We start from the raw sequence: 15244 nt of genomic DNA, 5'->3' as shown, positions 1-15244 counted from the left end.
ATCGGGGCCCGGAAAAAGATGCTAGAAATATCCCTGTTTTACAGGATTGCCCTGAATACCGAATGAAAATACATTTGGCTAATAAAGCATCTTACTATGAAAAAAATATTCTTTTGTGTTCTCTGTCTTAATGTGGTAATAACTTATGCTCAAAAAGAAGCTTTTGATCTTATTACTTACACTCCACCCAAAGCATGGAAAAAACAACCTGCTGAGGGTGCTGTTCAGTTTTCAAAAGAAGATGCAACTAAAGGAACTTACTGCATGATCACTGTTTTTAAAGCAGTGGCTGGTACCGCCAATTCAAAAGAAAATTTTGATATGGCCTGGACATCATTAGTAAAAGAAACAGTAACCGTTTCTACGGCTCCCGAAATGCAACCGGCTGCTACAGAAAATGGATGGGAAGTACAAAGTGGCTATGCACCGTTTGAAAATGACGGCAATAAAGGTGTTGTAGTGTTGGTAACGTCCAGTGGCTTTGAAAAAATGATGAACATCGTTATACTTACAAATACAGATGTATATGAAAAAAACATTACCGCTTTTTTAGAATCAATTGATTTAAAGAAACCGGAAATATCTTCTCCACCCATTGAAAGTAATAACCCTGTTAATACAGCAATTGCCGGAACCTGGGGAAAAGCTGGAAGTGTAAATCCCGCTTACAACGATGCATACGCAACTTCTATAGCAGGCTATACTAAAGACCAGTATACTTTTAATTCAAACGGCTCCTATCATTTTATCTCCAAAACCTTCCGGATGTCATATGATAAAATACTTTTGGTGAAAGAAAGCGGCACTTACCAGGTCAGTGAGAATAATATTACTATCAATCCCCAAACAAGTGTAATTGAAGCATGGAGCAAAAAAGATGGCGTTGATAAATGGGGCAAACTTTTATCAAGCCAAAAAAGAACGATAGAAAAAATTACTTACCAGTTTACCAAACATTATTTTTCAGGTATTCAGCAATGGAACCTTGTATTGCAGGGTGGCAAAACAACACAAAGAGACGGGCCATTCAGCACTAATACAACTTTTACCAATGCGTGGTATTACAGCCCTATCACATCCAACAATCCTCTAATTGAATTACCGGGCGGGCAACAACTAGCAACAGAAGAATTAAAACAGGAAGATAAGATTCAGCAACCGGCCGCAAATGGCTTTGCATTTACCACCACCAACTTTGATGATGGGTGGACAAGTATCGTACAGGAAGATTGGGTGCAGACAACCAAAGGCAATATCAAAGTGCTGATACATTACCCCAATAAAAAAGCAGATGATTATAATCCTGATTTGCTGGGTGGATTAAAAAATGCCTGGAATGTTTTGGTAGCACCTAAGTATAGCAGTGCAACCAATATGGAATTTAAACCGTTGCATAGCTGGCAATCCATTGAATTTGCAGAAGCGGATATGGTGGAAAAAGCCACTGGGAAAAAAGTTCATGTGGCACTATTCAAAAAAAATTACAGCGGCGGCAATGGAAAATTCCTGGAATTTATAACAGCAGATAAAAATGCTTTTGAAAAGGTATTTGGAGCATACATTAATGATGCATCCGCTGACAATTGGGATAAAATAGCCGCTATGGCCAACTATAACAAATTTGCTATAGCAGCTTCTGACCTTAAAGGTAAATGGACAAATAATTTTACAGGGATGACGCAATATGTAAATGCATATACCGGCGCAAGTGCAGGCGCAGACACACATGCGTCCAACCAAAACTTTGAATTTACAGCAGGCAATACCTACAAATGGGACCTTGCTGTAGCAAGTGGCTTTATTGGAAATATTAAATTTCAAGGCGTAAAATCAAGCGGGAAATTTTCTGTCCCTAATAATTGGCAGGTGTATTTTTCAGATATTGAAGGCAAGCCCAAAACTTACAATGCTTTTTTCACCTGTATAAAAGGTGCAAGGATTTTATGGATCGACGATATTGGCTATGGAAAAAAAGAATAAAAACATTTTTATTATTTGAAACTCTATAACCATTAAAATTTAAACCTACTTCTCATGCGTATAATTATTTTCATTTTTTAATCTTTAAAAGCAAACTATGTTTAAGGCAATTTTTTATTCCTCAATACTGGCTTTTTGCATTTTTAGTTCCTGCAACTTTAGTAAAGGTGTAAAGAAAGATTTAAATACCGGCTTATCCGCATCATACAATGGTTTTGGCATTGATGATATTTACCTTGCTTCTGAAGGGCAAAAACTCAACAGCAATACTGTTGCCATGGGTTCTAAAATAAATATTACCGCAACTGGTGTTGAAAATTTTATTGTAAAAGGTGGTAAGGTTTATCCAGGCTGTACTATCATTCTTACTGATAAAGCAGGAAAAGGAATACTCAATCTTCCCGACGCATTTTCTGATATGACAGATGGTACAACAGACGCTGAAGCGAAAACCCTTCAGGCAAGCCTGAACACAGGCGATCCAATGGCTGTAGGCGAAACATATCATCTGAATGTGAGGTTTTTCGACAAGAATAAAAAAGAAAGTGAAATTGTTGCCAATGTCAGCCTGGTGATGAAGTAATGTTTTGTCTTACTTCTTTATAATACCATTGCATCAAATATTGAAACTGATAGTAAAGTCGAGCTTTGGTATCAATTGATCAACTATAAAAAAATAAATATGAAACTTCTTGTAACAATTGTTTTAATGGCTTTCACAGCCAATGGAACACAAGCCCAGCTTTTAAAAAAAGTAAGAGAAAAAGCAGAGCAGAAAGTACTGAAGCAGGCAGATAAAGTTGGTGAAAAGACAGAAGAAGGAGACAAAGAAAAAAAAGAACCTCCAGCACCTGCTGAAACAACGGGAACAGCCGATACAAAAGCAAGCAGTGCTTCAACTGATCTAAAAGTGTATAGCAAATTTGATTTTGTACCAGGCAGCACCATCTTGTATTATGACAATTTTGAAAAAGATAATATTGGCGAAACTCCTTTGGGATGGATCACCAGCAACTCTGCAGAAGTTGTAACGATTGAAGGATTGGAAGGGAAATGGACAAAGATGGCCGCTACGAGTTCAAAACATATTACACGCAATAAAAAACAAAGCTGGGGAAATAATTTCACCATTGAGTTTGATCTACTCATTGTAAAGACCGGTTATGATCCCCGCTTGAGCATTGCACTTATCAATTCAAACGGTAAAATGGTAACAGACGAAACAATTCTCATGGACAATAAACCAGCCTTGCTTTTTGAATCAACTATTGTTCCCGGTAACAAAAGCAGGATCAGTTTAACCACACGGGAAGGAAAAGTAATATCCGATAATATGAGTGCAGAGCTTGCCTATGAAAATACAACACCTGTGCATGTAAGTATATGTGTACAGGGCAAACGTTTCCGTATGTGGTGGAATGAGAAAAAGCTTTATGATCTTTCTGCCATCAATGAAGAATACCTGCCCAACCAGTTTGGTTTTACATTCGGCAGTGTAGGTGGTTCCGATTTTTATGTAAGCAATATCCGGGTGGCAAAAGATGTTCCCGATACCCGTGCAAAATTTGAGCAGGGAAAATTAGTGAGTAACCTATTATTCTATACGGGTACAGCCAACCTTAAACCTGAAAGCCTGGGTTCATTGCTTGATGTAAGTAAAATTTTAAAAGAGCTAACATCACCTGTAAAGATCGTTGGTCATACAGACAGTGATGGTGACGATGCTGCTAATCAAAAATTGTCGTATCAAAGAGCAGAAGCGGTAAAATCAATCCTGGCAAAACAGTATGGTATTAATGAAAGCCTGTTGACAACAGAGGGCCGCGGTGAAACACAGCCCATTGCTGATAATAAAAATGCAGAAGGCAAAGCACAAAACAGGCGAGTTGAATTTATTTTCAAAGCTGAAGCAGATGTTTATATAAAACCAGCGGGCATTAGCGCAGATAATACAAAGCCATCAGCTACCACTAAAACTCCTGCAAGCAATGGTAGTCAGTCAACAAGTGATGCTAATGCTTTAGTGAAATTGCAGAGTAAAATATTGACAGTGAATTTCCCTTTTGCCCAGATTATGAAAACAGGAGAAAACACTTATACTTTTATGGCTGGTAAAGAAGAAGGCAATAGCAAGGAGAATTTCCTTAAAATAGAATTAGAATCCGTGAACATGAGCCTGAAAGCAGAAACATTCAACTTCAAAGAAATAAATCAAAAGAATGCAATGTACGGAACAAAAAAGTTTTCTGAAATAAAAAAGACTGAAGCTATTTTATATTACGGCAACGCAACCACTCCATATATCTATAAATTCTCTCCCATCATAGCCAACGGCCATATGGCTTCGTTTGTAAGCGAATCATTGGAACGGAAATTACCAGCCGTTTCAGCCAGTTGCAAATTTGTAATTGAAAAAGTAGAAGATGGCAAAGCAAGCGGCTATTTTGCTTTTGGTATAATGAATAAAGGTCTGAAGCCAATTACCAAAGGTGATGCTATGACAGAAACTTTCACCGATGGGTTTGCCGGTGAAATGAAATGCACTTTCACAAATGTACCGGTTTATTGATCTACTGATCCACAACCAGTATGCAACGAAATGATGCTGTTGTATTAACTTCGCAGCGATGGAAAAATTTCAATCGCTGCGAATTGTTTTTATGGGCACACCGGAATTTGCTGTTGCCTCATTAGATGCATTGGTAAAGGCTGGTAGTAATATCGTTGGAGTAATAACTGCTCCCGATAAACCAGCGGGGCGTGGTATGAAGATGAATGAAAGTGCCGTAAAAAAATATGCAGTCGAGCATAAATTAAAAATCCTGCAACCAGAAAAATTAAAGAACCCTGAGTTTTTAGCTGAATTAAAATCACTCAATGCAGATCTGCAAATTGTAGTTGCCTTCCGCATGTTGCCTGAAGTAGTTTGGAGTATGCCGCCAATGGGAACTGTTAACCTGCATGGAAGTCTATTGCCACAATACCGCGGAGCAGCACCTATTCACTGGGCAGTGATTAACGGAGAAAAAGAAACCGGCGTCACTACTTTCAAACTGAAACATGAGATTGATACCGGTGATATTCTATTGCAACAAAGTTTCCCGCTAGGTGATGATGAAACCACAGGAGATGTTCATGATGTAATGAAAGAAATCGGTGCAAAAATTTTGGTAGAGACAGTAAAAGGAATAGCAAATGGTACATTAAAAGAAACTCCCCAAAATTCACAACAGGCAACCGAGAACAAGAAGCTTAAACATGCTCCTAAACTAACTACCGAGACCTCTCGTATTAACTGGAGTGATTCTGTTGAAAATGTATATAACCTTATACGTGGACTTAACCCCCATCCCGTTGCATTTACAATAGTGAATGAAAAGATGATGAAAGTGTTCCGTGCAAAAAAAGAGGTCGTATCCCCTGCCAAAATAGAAGGCGATCATGAAACCGATGGAAAAACTTATTTGAAGTTTGCCTGTGCAAACGGGTACATTCATTTATTGGAAATACAGATGGAAGGAAAAAAGAAAATGAGTATTGAAGAATTTCTTCGTGGCTACAGGTCTTGAAGCTCACTTGTGGTGATCTAGTAGTTTACTTTCACAATAAACTTATCTGTTTCAGTAATACCCAGTCCAGAAGCTGCCGCATTACTAATACGAATATCCAGTCCCTTATTCATATTAATGCCTTCCATTTGTCCCAACACCTTTGCATATACTGATTTATTGTTGGTAGGGTTACTGATCTTTATAATTGTTCCAGCCACTACGCCATCGATAAGTAAATAATATTTGCTATCCGTCCAGCCACTGGTAGTTTTAAAGATACCTGATGTAACTGTTTTATCATTTACTGCAGAATGTTGCTTTGCTTGTTGCTCAAAATGCCATTTGAAATATCCTTCCTCACTTGTTTCCATTTTAACAGCAGGAGTGATACCAGTTGTCTTTTGCTGTTGCTTTACTTCTTCCTTTTTTACTATTTCAACAGGCTTGCTTTCTTCATTTTTAATTTCAGGCTGCGCAACTACATCATTTACTTCTTTTACTGGTTGTCTTTTTTCTTCTTTTACGATCTCTTCTTTTTTTACTTCTGCAACCGGAGCCGCGGCTTTCATTTCTTTTGAAACCAGGTAGCCAACCACAAGTGTTGTTCCGAAGTTTACATTATCATTACTAAGATTGTTCCAGTCACGAAGATTTTCCATCAGCACTTTGTTATGGATAGTGCTTACCCGCATCAGCCCTTCCTTCTCTCCCACTTTATAATGAACTGGAACACCTGCATTTGTTTTCTGATTGAAGTTGGTATCCGTCAGTGGTATTTTTATCAACTGACCCAATACAAGCCCTTTATTAAAATCTATTCCATTAAAATTAGCAATATGACGAGGGTGAACATTATATAATCTTCCCAACGGGAAAAGGCCTTCTTTCGGCATTACTTTATGTTCAATATAAAGTCCTTTATCTCCATTTTTCACCCATAACTCACCGGGCTGTGCCAACATAAAAAGTGGCAGTGAAATAAAGCCCAGCAATGACAAAATCCTTTTCATACACTAAAATTTGGCCTACAAAGATGAGGCATTTTCACTTGTATTCAATCAATTATCTTTTAGTATCCGTAACTCCATCGGGTAATAATTATTTAACCTGTTCTGTAAGACCTTCACCCAGCCTAATGGATGATTATTAAAGCAAATAAGTTGCCAGCCTGGTTGGCTTTTTTCCACATCTATATCTTTTTTCTGTAAGTAACGTATAGCCTGCTCCCTGTTCAATTCTATTTTCATTACTGAGTCCGCAAGCAACCTGCTCATAGCTAATGAATGTGCAGGCACCAGTTTAGCTTTCATGAGTTCGCCAAGCTTTACACCAAAATAAGCTACCCTCATATTTGAATATAGCAGATTAATATCTGGTTGAAAGTCTTTATTGATCATATAGATGCCATCAAACCCATGTACAAATAATTTATCTCCACTATTTGTTAACCATGGCTTCACCAATTCAGTTTGAGGTGCTGAAATTTCATTTAGCCTTTTTGTAACTCTTGTTTTATGATCATCCTCGTGGTGCACTTTTTTAAAAACAGTAATAAAAAAACCTTCCCCTTTTACTTTATCCGGCCAAAAACGAAAACTATTATCCGTTTTTGTTATACCCCAGTTTTCCGAAATAAGCAATTGACAATTTGCAGCTAAAAACTTCTCATTCATCCATTTTACAATATCCTCATCCTCTTCTTTTGAATAGGAACAGGTGGAATAAACGAGTATACCATCTTCTTTTAATGATGGCCAAACATCTGCCAATATTCTTTGCTGTCGCTGGCTGCAAAGCGCTACATTATTTTCACTCCAGTGTTCAATTGCATCTGGTTCTTTTCTAAACAAACCACTCCCGCTGCAAGGAGCATCTACAACAATCACATCAAAATAGTTTTCCAGCTTTGCAAAATCCTTCGGATCATTATTTGTAACCACTACATTCTCACAACCCCATTTAATAATATTATCTTTTAAAATATTACACCGGCTTTTTATCACTTCATTACTTACCAGTAAGCTACCAGGTGAGATCAAAGACTGAATATGTGTTGATTTTCCACCCGGTGCAGCACATAGATCCAAAACCCTGAGCGGTTTTGAGAGATCAACAGTTTGCTTTAATGCCTGCTCAAGGAACATACTGCTTGCTTCCTGTACATAATAACAACCGGCATGAAAAAGCGGATCAAAAGTAAAGGAAGGACGTTCCTTCAGGTAGTAGCCTTGTTCTGTCCAGGGAATTTTATTTTCAATTGGCAACCTGCCTGCCGGCAGGCAAGGTTGATGATTGCCTATCGGAGATTTAGAAGGGTTAAGCCTTATCGAAGTTATTTGTTCACCCGATACATGCAGTTTTTCAAAAGTTGTTTGGTCAAACCCTTTTGTACCTTTTAATGAATCCAGAAATACTGATGGCAGTTGCATTAAATGAAGTTAAATAATTCGCATCCACCGGGTACCTTATCATTTTTGTTTTACCACCCAGGCTGTATCAGTATGGAGCTGTGTAGAACCAGGCGTCACAATTTCATATACATAATAATCCGGGGTGCCTGACATGATACGCACTTTATAAGGTGGCGGATCATTTGTTTCCATTATAATGTTGTTCTTTGCGGACGAATCTTTTACCGTTTTTTTAGATCTAAAAGTTTTTTTCAATTCATATTCACAGGGCCCGGTCCATGTTATCTGGGCTCCAAAAAGAGTATCCGAATTCCTGTCATATTCCGTTTGTACCATTGTTTGCCGATCAATTTCAATCACTGTATTTCTAGGCTTATAATTAATAATATACTTACCTGTTTTATATATTTCGCAATTAAGAGATACTGTTGTGGCTGGTTTTGTTTTACAACCATGCAGAATAATAAACAGAATAAAGCAACCAAATATATTCCTCATAGTAATTTATTAAACTTATAAATTCTTTATTTCACCGATCAGGTCCTGCAATACTTTTTTAGCATCACCAAAAAGCATAGAAGTTTTTTTCTGAAAGAACAGATCATTTTCAATGCCTGCATAGCCGGGCTTCATGCTTCGCTTATTTACAATTACATTCTTCGCCAGTTCCACATCCAGTATCGGCATTCCATAAATTGGTGATGCCGGATCTGTTTTCGCAGCCGGGTTCACCACATCGTTAGCTCCTAATACCAGCACCACATCTGTTGAGGGAAATTCTTCATTGGCTTCTTCCATTTCTTTCAACAAATCATAGCTCACATCGGCTTCGGCCAGCAACACATTCATATGACCTGGCATACGACCTGCAACCGGGTGTATTGCATATTTTACATCAACACCTTTATCAGTCAATATTTTTTCAAGGTCATGACAAGCATGCTGTGCCTGTGCAACAGCCAATCCATAACCGGGAACAATAATTACTCTATTCGCATAAGTCATCAGTACCGCTGTATCACTCAATGTAATTTCTTTATAGGCACCTTGCTCTTTTTTTACACCCGATGCAGCAGCGGCGCCACCACCACCAAATGAACCGATCAAAACATTGGCCAATGAGCGGTTCATTGCTTTACACATCAACATCGTAAGCAAAGTACCTGCAGCCCCGACAAGAATACCTCCGGTAAGCATTACTTTATTATCATACAAAAAACCACCGCATGCGGCAGCTACTCCTGTAAAAGAATTTAATAAAGAAATTACAACCGGCATATCAGCCCCACCGATCGGCAACACAAATAATATCCCGTACACAAATGCAAAAAAACCAATAAGAAAAAATGGGAGTAATAAGCCGCCAATCGTAGAACGGTAAGCAATTACTGTTAATACGATGATGACAATAAACAGAGCAATATTTATAATATGCTGCCCCTTAAATGAAAAATCTTTAACTCTTCCATTCAGCTTGCCCCAGGCAATAATACTTCCGGTATAAGAAACTGTTCCGATAATTGCGCCTGCAGCAATAGTTATAAAATAACCTGCTGGTGCAAACTCAGAAAATGGTGTTGATGAAGCACCTTCATTAGCTTTATAAATATGATAGAACTCGGCTGCAGATATCAATGCAGCACAGGCGCCACCCATACCATTAAACAAACTCACCATTTCCGGCATGGCTGTCATCTTTACCTTTTTCGCCATCAGTGTTCCCATAACAGTACCAATGATAATGCCGGCAAATATCCAAACATAATTATGCAACCGGCTGCCTGTTTCGTCACGATACAAAAAAATAGTTCCGAATATAGCGATGGTCATACCGCCTGCTGCAATAAGATTTCCTCTGCGGGCAGAAGCAGGATTGGAAAGCATCTTCAAACCGAGAATAAAAGTAACCGAAGCGATCAGATAGCAAACTGTAAGTATATTAAGTTCCATAAATAAGCCCCTCTAAATCTCCCCTAAAGGGAAGACTTGCCACTCACGGCCCTAAAAGCAGTAAGTGAACAATTGATTTAAATATTTTTTTAAGAACTAGTTTCAAATTAAAAAAAGAATCTCCGACCTAAGTTCCCCTTTAGGGGACAGGGGTATCATTTCTTTTTCTTAAACATTTCCAACATCCTGTCTGTAACAACAAACCCGCCTACAACATTTAATGTTCCCAGCACTACGGCTAAAAATCCCATTACTAATGCTAAATAATTATCACTCTCTGCTTTTCCCATTACAATAATAGCCCCGATAATTACTACACCATGAATTGCATTAGCACCACTCATTAGCGGAGTATGCAATACACTTGGCACACGACCAATCACTTCTATACCTACAAAAATCATCAGGATCACGATATAGATCGTTTGCTGATGTTCGGTTATCCAGTTTAAAAATGTGTTCATACTATTCGCAATTTTTTAATTATCAATTTTTCACTCTCTCATTCGTCACTTCTCCTCCATGCGTAATGCAGGTACCTTTTACAAGATCATCTTCCCAGTTAAGATTCAGTTCTCCTTCCTTAGTTGTTATCAATGCAAGAAAGTTCAGGATATTTTTTCCATACAATTTACTTGCATCGGATGGCATAGTGCTTTGCAAACTGCTATTACCAACAATGCTTACACCATTGTGCATAACAGTCTCATTATTTTTTGTGAATGGTGTATTACCACCCGTTGATGCTGCAATATCAATGATCACACTTCCTTTGCGCATTCCTTTCATCATTTCTTCTGTTATCAATATCGGGGCCTTTTTACCGGGTATCTGTGCAGTGGTAATAACAATATCTGCCTTCGCAATACTCTCTGCTATTCGTTGCTGTTGTTTCTGTTTATATTCTTCTGATTGTTCAACAGCATAACCTCCTGCCTTACTTGCATCCGCTGCTCCTTCCACTTCAATGAATTTTCCACCGAGGCTCAATACTTCTTCCTTCACTGCAGGTCTTGTATCAAATACTTCTACTACCGCACCCAATCTTCTTCCAGTTGCAATTGCCTGCAAGCCTGCAACACCTGCACCTAGAATCAGAATTTTTGCCGGTGCAATACTTCCTGCTGCTGTCATGAACATAGGAAAATACCTGCTGTATAAATTAGCAGCAGTCAACACAGCTTTATAACCCGCAATATTTGCTTGTGAACTTAATACATCCATTGCCTGGGCACGGGTAGTACGAGGTAGCATATCCATGGAAAAACATGTGACACTTTCTGAAGCCCATTGTTTCATCAGGTCTTTATTAAACAATGGAAAAAAAGTACCAATAAGAATTTTAGACTTCACGTTATCAGGTGCATGAATACTCAGCAAAATTTCAGAAGACTGAATAACCTCTTCACGGCTCTTGATCTGTGCCCCGGCTTTTATATAATCATCATCACCGGCAAATGCAGTTTCGCCTGCTCCTGCCTCAACAATAACTGTAATATTTTTTTTGATTAAAACGCCTACTGCTTCGGGCAGCAAAGAGACCCTGGATTCATGTGAAGGCTCTTTCAAAACTCCTATCGTCATAGTTAATTCATGCTATAAATGGTGAGAAAATCGGACGGCCGAAGGTATTGATTTTTTGCTTCCGGCGGGTGGTAATTGCTCAAAAACGGATCGCAAAATGCTGTTTTTCCTTTATCTCCTTCCTGAAAAATACCAGCCCGATAAAAAACAGGTCGATGGTGCAGGTTACTGATTCATTTCCTTTGATTTTCTCCCATGCCGTTTCCATTTCATTGCTCCAGTGAATATCATCAAAAACAAGAATGCTATCGTTATGTGAACGGGACAAAAATTCGATGAAGTACTTTAGTGTTGGTTCCAATTGATGGTTTCCATCAATAAATGCAAGATCAACCCGATCAAATCCCAAATCTTTTTTTGTGAGCCATTCATCAAAAGGCTCATTAAATGATTGGATATTGTTTAACCCAAGTATTTCAAAATTCTTAGCAGCTAAGGAAGCAACAGCGGATGAACCCTCTACTGTTGCTATATGACCATCAGTACCAGTTGCCAGGGAAAGATAAGAACTGGTAATGCCTAACGAAGTACCCAACTCTACAATGCTTTTACATTTATAATATTTGCATAACTTGTATAAGAGTTGAGCAAATTTCGGCGATTTCAGTGCATGTTTTGCAATTGATGAGACAGCTCTTCGTTTATATTTCGCAACTCTTGAGCCTGCACCCAGGTCTTCTATCTCAATAATTTCATGATTATTTAGTAATTCCTTTCTTAGTTTTTCTACCGCATTGTAATCTGCATATTTCGTTTTATCATTTAAAACTTTTGTAATAAACTCAAAAACAAATGGCGAATGCATACCATGTCCCTTACCATTTGATGCAGTAAAATAGTAGTTGAGATATTTAAGTGCTAATTGAAAAGAGGAATACATGATTCATGTCTGGAATAATTATTAATCATTAATTAATAATTATTAATTACTAAATATCCGTTCCCATGTCTGAAACGAATGTGGGTAAGAATTTTTATCATCTCCTTCAAAATCTTTCTGGTTCAACAGTTTCCATTCCTGCGGATCGATCTCAGGAAAAAAAGTATCCGCATCTACTGCCTCCATTTTTACTCTTGTAAGATAAATACGATTGGCTTTTTCCCAGGCCATTTTATAAATTTCACCGCCACCAATTACAAAAATCTCTTTTACATCCATTTCATTAGCCAGTAGCAATGCATCACTCAGACTTTGAGCGGCCACTGCCCCTTCGGGATTATATCCCTTTTGTCTTGTAATAACAATATTCTTTCTTCCCGCAAGCGGTTTGCCCATGCTTTCAAAAGTCTTGCGCCCCATTATCACTGGCATTGCCCAGGTAGTATTTTTAAAATGTTTCAGGTCATTTGGCAAATGCCAGGGCATCTTACCACCTTTTCCGATAGCATTATTAGTAGAAGCCGCAACGATGAGAGAAATAGTCATACCCCCCATGAAAAGGTTTTTAAGTTGTAATTTCTTCAGCCCCCTAAAGGGGAATAAAGAAAAATCTTTTTTATTTGCAGCAAAAGTAATAGTTAATCTCTCTGCTTTCAGGTGTTCTCAAAAAATTAAGATTACTATGATCTAAGTCTCCCCTTTAGGGGGACAGGGGGTTAAACCGCCACAGGTGCTTTTATCGCAGGATGACACTGATAGTTTTCCAAAATGAAATCTTCAAATTTAAAATTGAAAATATTTTTAACCCCAGGATTCAATTTCATTATTGGTAAAGGGAATGGTTGACGGCTCAATTGAAGATTTACCTGCTCCATATGATTGCTGTAAATATGTACATCACCAAATGTATGTACAAAATCTCCCGGTTCAAGGTCACATACCTGTGCGATCATTAGTGTAAGTAATGCATAGGAAGCAATATTAAATGGCACACCTAAAAATACATCTGCGCTACGCTGGTATAACTGGCAACTTAGTTTTCCATTTGCAACATAAAACTGGAACAGCGTATGACAAGGCATCAAGGCCATCTTTGGTAATTCGCCAACATTCCATGCACTAATGATCAGGCGGCGGCTGTCAGGATTCTTTTTTACCTGGGCAATTAAATCGCTAACCTGGTCTATCACTACACCATCTTTTCCTTCCCAACTGCGCCATTGCTTACCATATACAGGACCCAGCTCACCATTTGTATCCGCCCATTCATCCCAGATTTTTACATTATTTTCTTTGAGGTACGCAATATTTGTTTCCCCTTTTAAAAACCAAAGGAGCTCATGAATAATGCTCTTCATATGCACTTTCTTAGTGGTAACAAGCGGAAATCCCTTTTGCAAATCAAACCGCATCTGGTACCCAAAAACGCTTTTAGTTCCGGTACCTGTCCGGTCAGTTTTTTCAGTACCACTATCCAATATATGCCTGAGTAAATCGAGGTATTGTTGCATGGATGCAAGATACGAAAATGAGTAGTGGCATTTAACTGCTAGAAGACCAGTGTGGGGAAGCTGTGAATTGATGATGATTAACAGACTTTAATCATGCTCCTATAAGAAGATGCGGTTCATTTTCTTTCTCCGTCTCTTCAACAGAAGACTTTAATTCCTGGTAAAACCTAGTCAACAACCGCCTGTTATGGCGTACCTGTTCCTGTAAATGTTCATTTTTTTGTTTCTCCTCTGACAGGTCACGGTTCAAAGAAGAAATAAATTCATGGTCATTGGTAATTGCAGTTTTGTACTGATCATTTTCCCGTAATATCTCATTATATGAATTCTCAACAGCTATTAATTGTTCATTTTTTGCATGAATATCTTCTCTTAACTGACGAAGCTCATTTTCTTTAGTGTCCAGCTCAAGCCTTAATTGACCAATCTCATTTTCTTTCAGCTCCAGAACATTTGCAGTATTAATTATTTTTTTTCCGGCTTCGTGAAATTCGAATTGCGATTGGCTCAATTCCTCAGAAACAGAATTCATCCTTTGTTCAAGCACTTTATTTGCTTTTATTCGCTGCTCTAATTGATTTTGAACAAAATTTAACTGCTCACGGCTTTCACCAAGCAAATCATTTAAATGCACTTGTTCCTCAACGATGATCTTTAATCGGCTTATTTCTTCTTTTTGTTCGTTCAATAAATTTTCTTTTGATGCTATATCAATTACTTCCGCCGACGGAATTCCGTTAGCTGTAGCACGCAGGTTTTGAATTTCGTTTTCTTTTTCAGTCAGCATCTCACGCAGATAATGGGCTTCATTGGCCACCGGAGGTGGCATTGTTTCCAGCATATCGATCTTACTCTGCATTTCGGTTATTTGCTTTTCGTATGCTATCATTTTTTCTTCGATGTTTTCCATAATTTTTTCGCTTTTTTCATTTGAACGATAATCGGTTGTTGCAACATTTCGAATACTCTGTAAGTAATCATGCTTCAGTAGTACCTGCTTTGCCCTAAAACCTGATAACTGTTTCCTGATTTTTTTTATAGCATTTTTTCTTTCTCTCGCTGTCAATGGCGGAAGTAATGAAGATTGTGGTGGCTGATCATATTGATCAGTTAACTCCTTTAGATTTTTCTTTCTGCGCTTGCCCCAATAATGCATCCCTGTAATGCTGGCAAATGATACAAGGATAGCTGGCAGGCCAAGCCCAAGAAAGGAGATCGCAAAGTCTTTTAATACAGACAATTCCCCCCAAGACAGTATCACAGTAAATTTTTTAGGTAGAGTGTTTACAAAATATCCAAAGCCCCGCTTATGCTAAAGAAGATGAAATAAAACTTGTATGATTAATAATCTCAAGAATAATACCAAAGCTTGTTAAT

14 protein-coding genes are annotated in these 15244 nt (G+C 38.1%); 4 read left to right on the top strand and 10 right to left on the bottom strand.

The genetic code is table 11. The annotated features are described in order from the left end of the window. Nucleotides 1-96 precede the first annotated feature (96 nt). The 4 genes from E6H07_11850 (at nt 97) to E6H07_11835 (ending at nt 5549) form a co-directional block, all read left to right on the top strand. The gene (locus tag E6H07_11850) at nt 97-1980 is read left to right on the top strand and encodes a hypothetical protein (GenBank protein ID TMI63470.1); all 1884 of its coding nucleotides are present in this window, start codon (nt 97-99) and stop codon (nt 1978-1980) included. 97 nt (nt 1981-2077) lie between these two features. Next, complete coding sequence (locus E6H07_11845; protein TMI63469.1) at nt 2078-2563, top strand: hypothetical protein; 486 nt, start codon at nt 2078-2080, stop codon at nt 2561-2563. A 99-nt stretch (nt 2564-2662) separates the two neighbouring features. Then, nucleotides 2663-4549, top strand: coding sequence for an OmpA family protein (locus E6H07_11840; protein ID TMI63468.1), 1887 nt, complete (start codon nt 2663-2665; stop codon nt 4547-4549). Nucleotides 4550-4640: 91 nt separating this feature from the next. Then, nucleotides 4641-5549, top strand: coding sequence for a methionyl-tRNA formyltransferase (locus E6H07_11835; GenBank protein ID TMI63754.1), 909 nt, complete (start codon nt 4641-4643; stop codon nt 5547-5549). Nucleotides 5550-5566: 17 nt separating this feature from the next. On the opposite strand, the gene E6H07_11830 is transcribed toward E6H07_11835, so the two are convergent. From E6H07_11830 to E6H07_11785, 10 genes are all read right to left on the bottom strand, one after another. Beyond that, on the bottom strand, nt 5567-6541 hold the full coding sequence (locus E6H07_11830) for a hypothetical protein (GenBank protein ID TMI63467.1): 975 nt from the start codon (nt 6539-6541) through the stop codon (nt 5567-5569). 48 nt (nt 6542-6589) lie between these two features. After that, nucleotides 6590-7960, bottom strand: a complete 1371-nt coding sequence (locus E6H07_11825) for a hypothetical protein (GenBank protein TMI63466.1) — start codon at nt 7958-7960, stop codon at nt 6590-6592. 39 nt (nt 7961-7999) lie between these two features. Continuing rightward, nucleotides 8000-8440 (bottom strand): hypothetical protein, encoded by a 441-nt coding sequence (locus E6H07_11820; protein TMI63465.1) that lies wholly within the window; start codon nt 8438-8440, stop codon nt 8000-8002. Nucleotides 8441-8455: 15 nt separating this feature from the next. Next, nucleotides 8456-9892 (bottom strand): NAD(P)(+) transhydrogenase (Re/Si-specific) subunit beta, encoded by a 1437-nt coding sequence (locus E6H07_11815; protein TMI63464.1) that lies wholly within the window; start codon nt 9890-9892, stop codon nt 8456-8458. A gap of 155 nt (nt 9893-10047) precedes the next feature. Then, nucleotides 10048-10356, bottom strand: a complete 309-nt coding sequence (locus E6H07_11810) for an NAD(P) transhydrogenase subunit alpha (GenBank protein TMI63463.1) — start codon at nt 10354-10356, stop codon at nt 10048-10050. Nucleotides 10357-10378: 22 nt separating this feature from the next. Continuing rightward, entirely contained in the window at nt 10379-11476 is a 1098-nt protein-coding gene (locus E6H07_11805) for a Re/Si-specific NAD(P)(+) transhydrogenase subunit alpha (GenBank protein TMI63462.1), read from the bottom strand. A gap of 79 nt (nt 11477-11555) precedes the next feature. Next, complete coding sequence (locus E6H07_11800; protein TMI63461.1) at nt 11556-12356, bottom strand: SAM-dependent methyltransferase; 801 nt, start codon at nt 12354-12356, stop codon at nt 11556-11558. A 42-nt stretch (nt 12357-12398) separates the two neighbouring features. Beyond that, the gene (locus E6H07_11795) at nt 12399-12902 is read right to left on the bottom strand and encodes a dihydrofolate reductase (GenBank protein ID TMI63460.1); all 504 of its coding nucleotides are present in this window, start codon (nt 12900-12902) and stop codon (nt 12399-12401) included. 170 nt (nt 12903-13072) lie between these two features. Beyond that, nucleotides 13073-13867: a thymidylate synthase gene (locus tag E6H07_11790; protein TMI63459.1), complete on the bottom strand. Its 795-nt coding sequence runs from the start codon at nt 13865-13867 to the stop codon at nt 13073-13075. A gap of 91 nt (nt 13868-13958) precedes the next feature. After that, nucleotides 13959-15128 carry a hypothetical protein gene (locus E6H07_11785; protein TMI63458.1) on the bottom strand — a complete coding sequence of 390 codons (1170 nt, stop codon included), beginning with the start codon at nt 15126-15128 and terminating at the stop codon, nt 13959-13961. Nucleotides 15129-15244: the final 116 nt, after the last annotated feature.

It is taken from the genome of Bacteroidota bacterium, from assembly GCA_005882315.1.
Classification (GTDB): Bacteria; Bacteroidota; Bacteroidia; order Chitinophagales; family Chitinophagaceae; genus VBAR01.
This window is presented reverse-complemented; position numbering and strand designations above follow the sequence as displayed.

Coding starts and splice junctions, on each gene's coding strand:
- E6H07_11850 (TMI63470.1), top strand. CDS start 97: ATGAAAAAAATATTCTTTTGTGTTCTCTGTCTTAATGTGGTAATAACT.
- E6H07_11820 (TMI63465.1), bottom strand. CDS start 8,440: ATGAGGAATATATTTGGTTGCTTTATTCTGTTTATTATTCTGCATGGT.
- E6H07_11825 (TMI63466.1), bottom strand. CDS start 7,960: ATGCAACTGCCATCAGTATTTCTGGATTCATTAAAAGGTACAAAAGGG.
- E6H07_11835 (TMI63754.1), top strand. CDS start 4,641: ATGGGCACACCGGAATTTGCTGTTGCCTCATTAGATGCATTGGTAAAG.
- E6H07_11810 (TMI63463.1), bottom strand. CDS start 10,356: ATGAACACATTTTTAAACTGGATAACCGAACATCAGCAAACGATCTAT.
- E6H07_11795 (TMI63460.1), bottom strand. CDS start 12,902: ATGACTATTTCTCTCATCGTTGCGGCTTCTACTAATAATGCTATCGGA.
- E6H07_11830 (TMI63467.1), bottom strand. CDS start 6,541: ATGAAAAGGATTTTGTCATTGCTGGGCTTTATTTCACTGCCACTTTTT.
- E6H07_11800 (TMI63461.1), bottom strand. CDS start 12,356: ATGTATTCCTCTTTTCAATTAGCACTTAAATATCTCAACTACTATTTT.
- E6H07_11790 (TMI63459.1), bottom strand. CDS start 13,867: ATGCAACAATACCTCGATTTACTCAGGCATATATTGGATAGTGGTACT.
- E6H07_11840 (TMI63468.1), top strand. CDS start 2,663: ATGAAACTTCTTGTAACAATTGTTTTAATGGCTTTCACAGCCAATGGA.
- E6H07_11805 (TMI63462.1), bottom strand. CDS start 11,476: ATGACGATAGGAGTTTTGAAAGAGCCTTCACATGAATCCAGGGTCTCT.
- E6H07_11815 (TMI63464.1), bottom strand. CDS start 9,892: ATGGAACTTAATATACTTACAGTTTGCTATCTGATCGCTTCGGTTACT.
- E6H07_11845 (TMI63469.1), top strand. CDS start 2,078: ATGTTTAAGGCAATTTTTTATTCCTCAATACTGGCTTTTTGCATTTTT.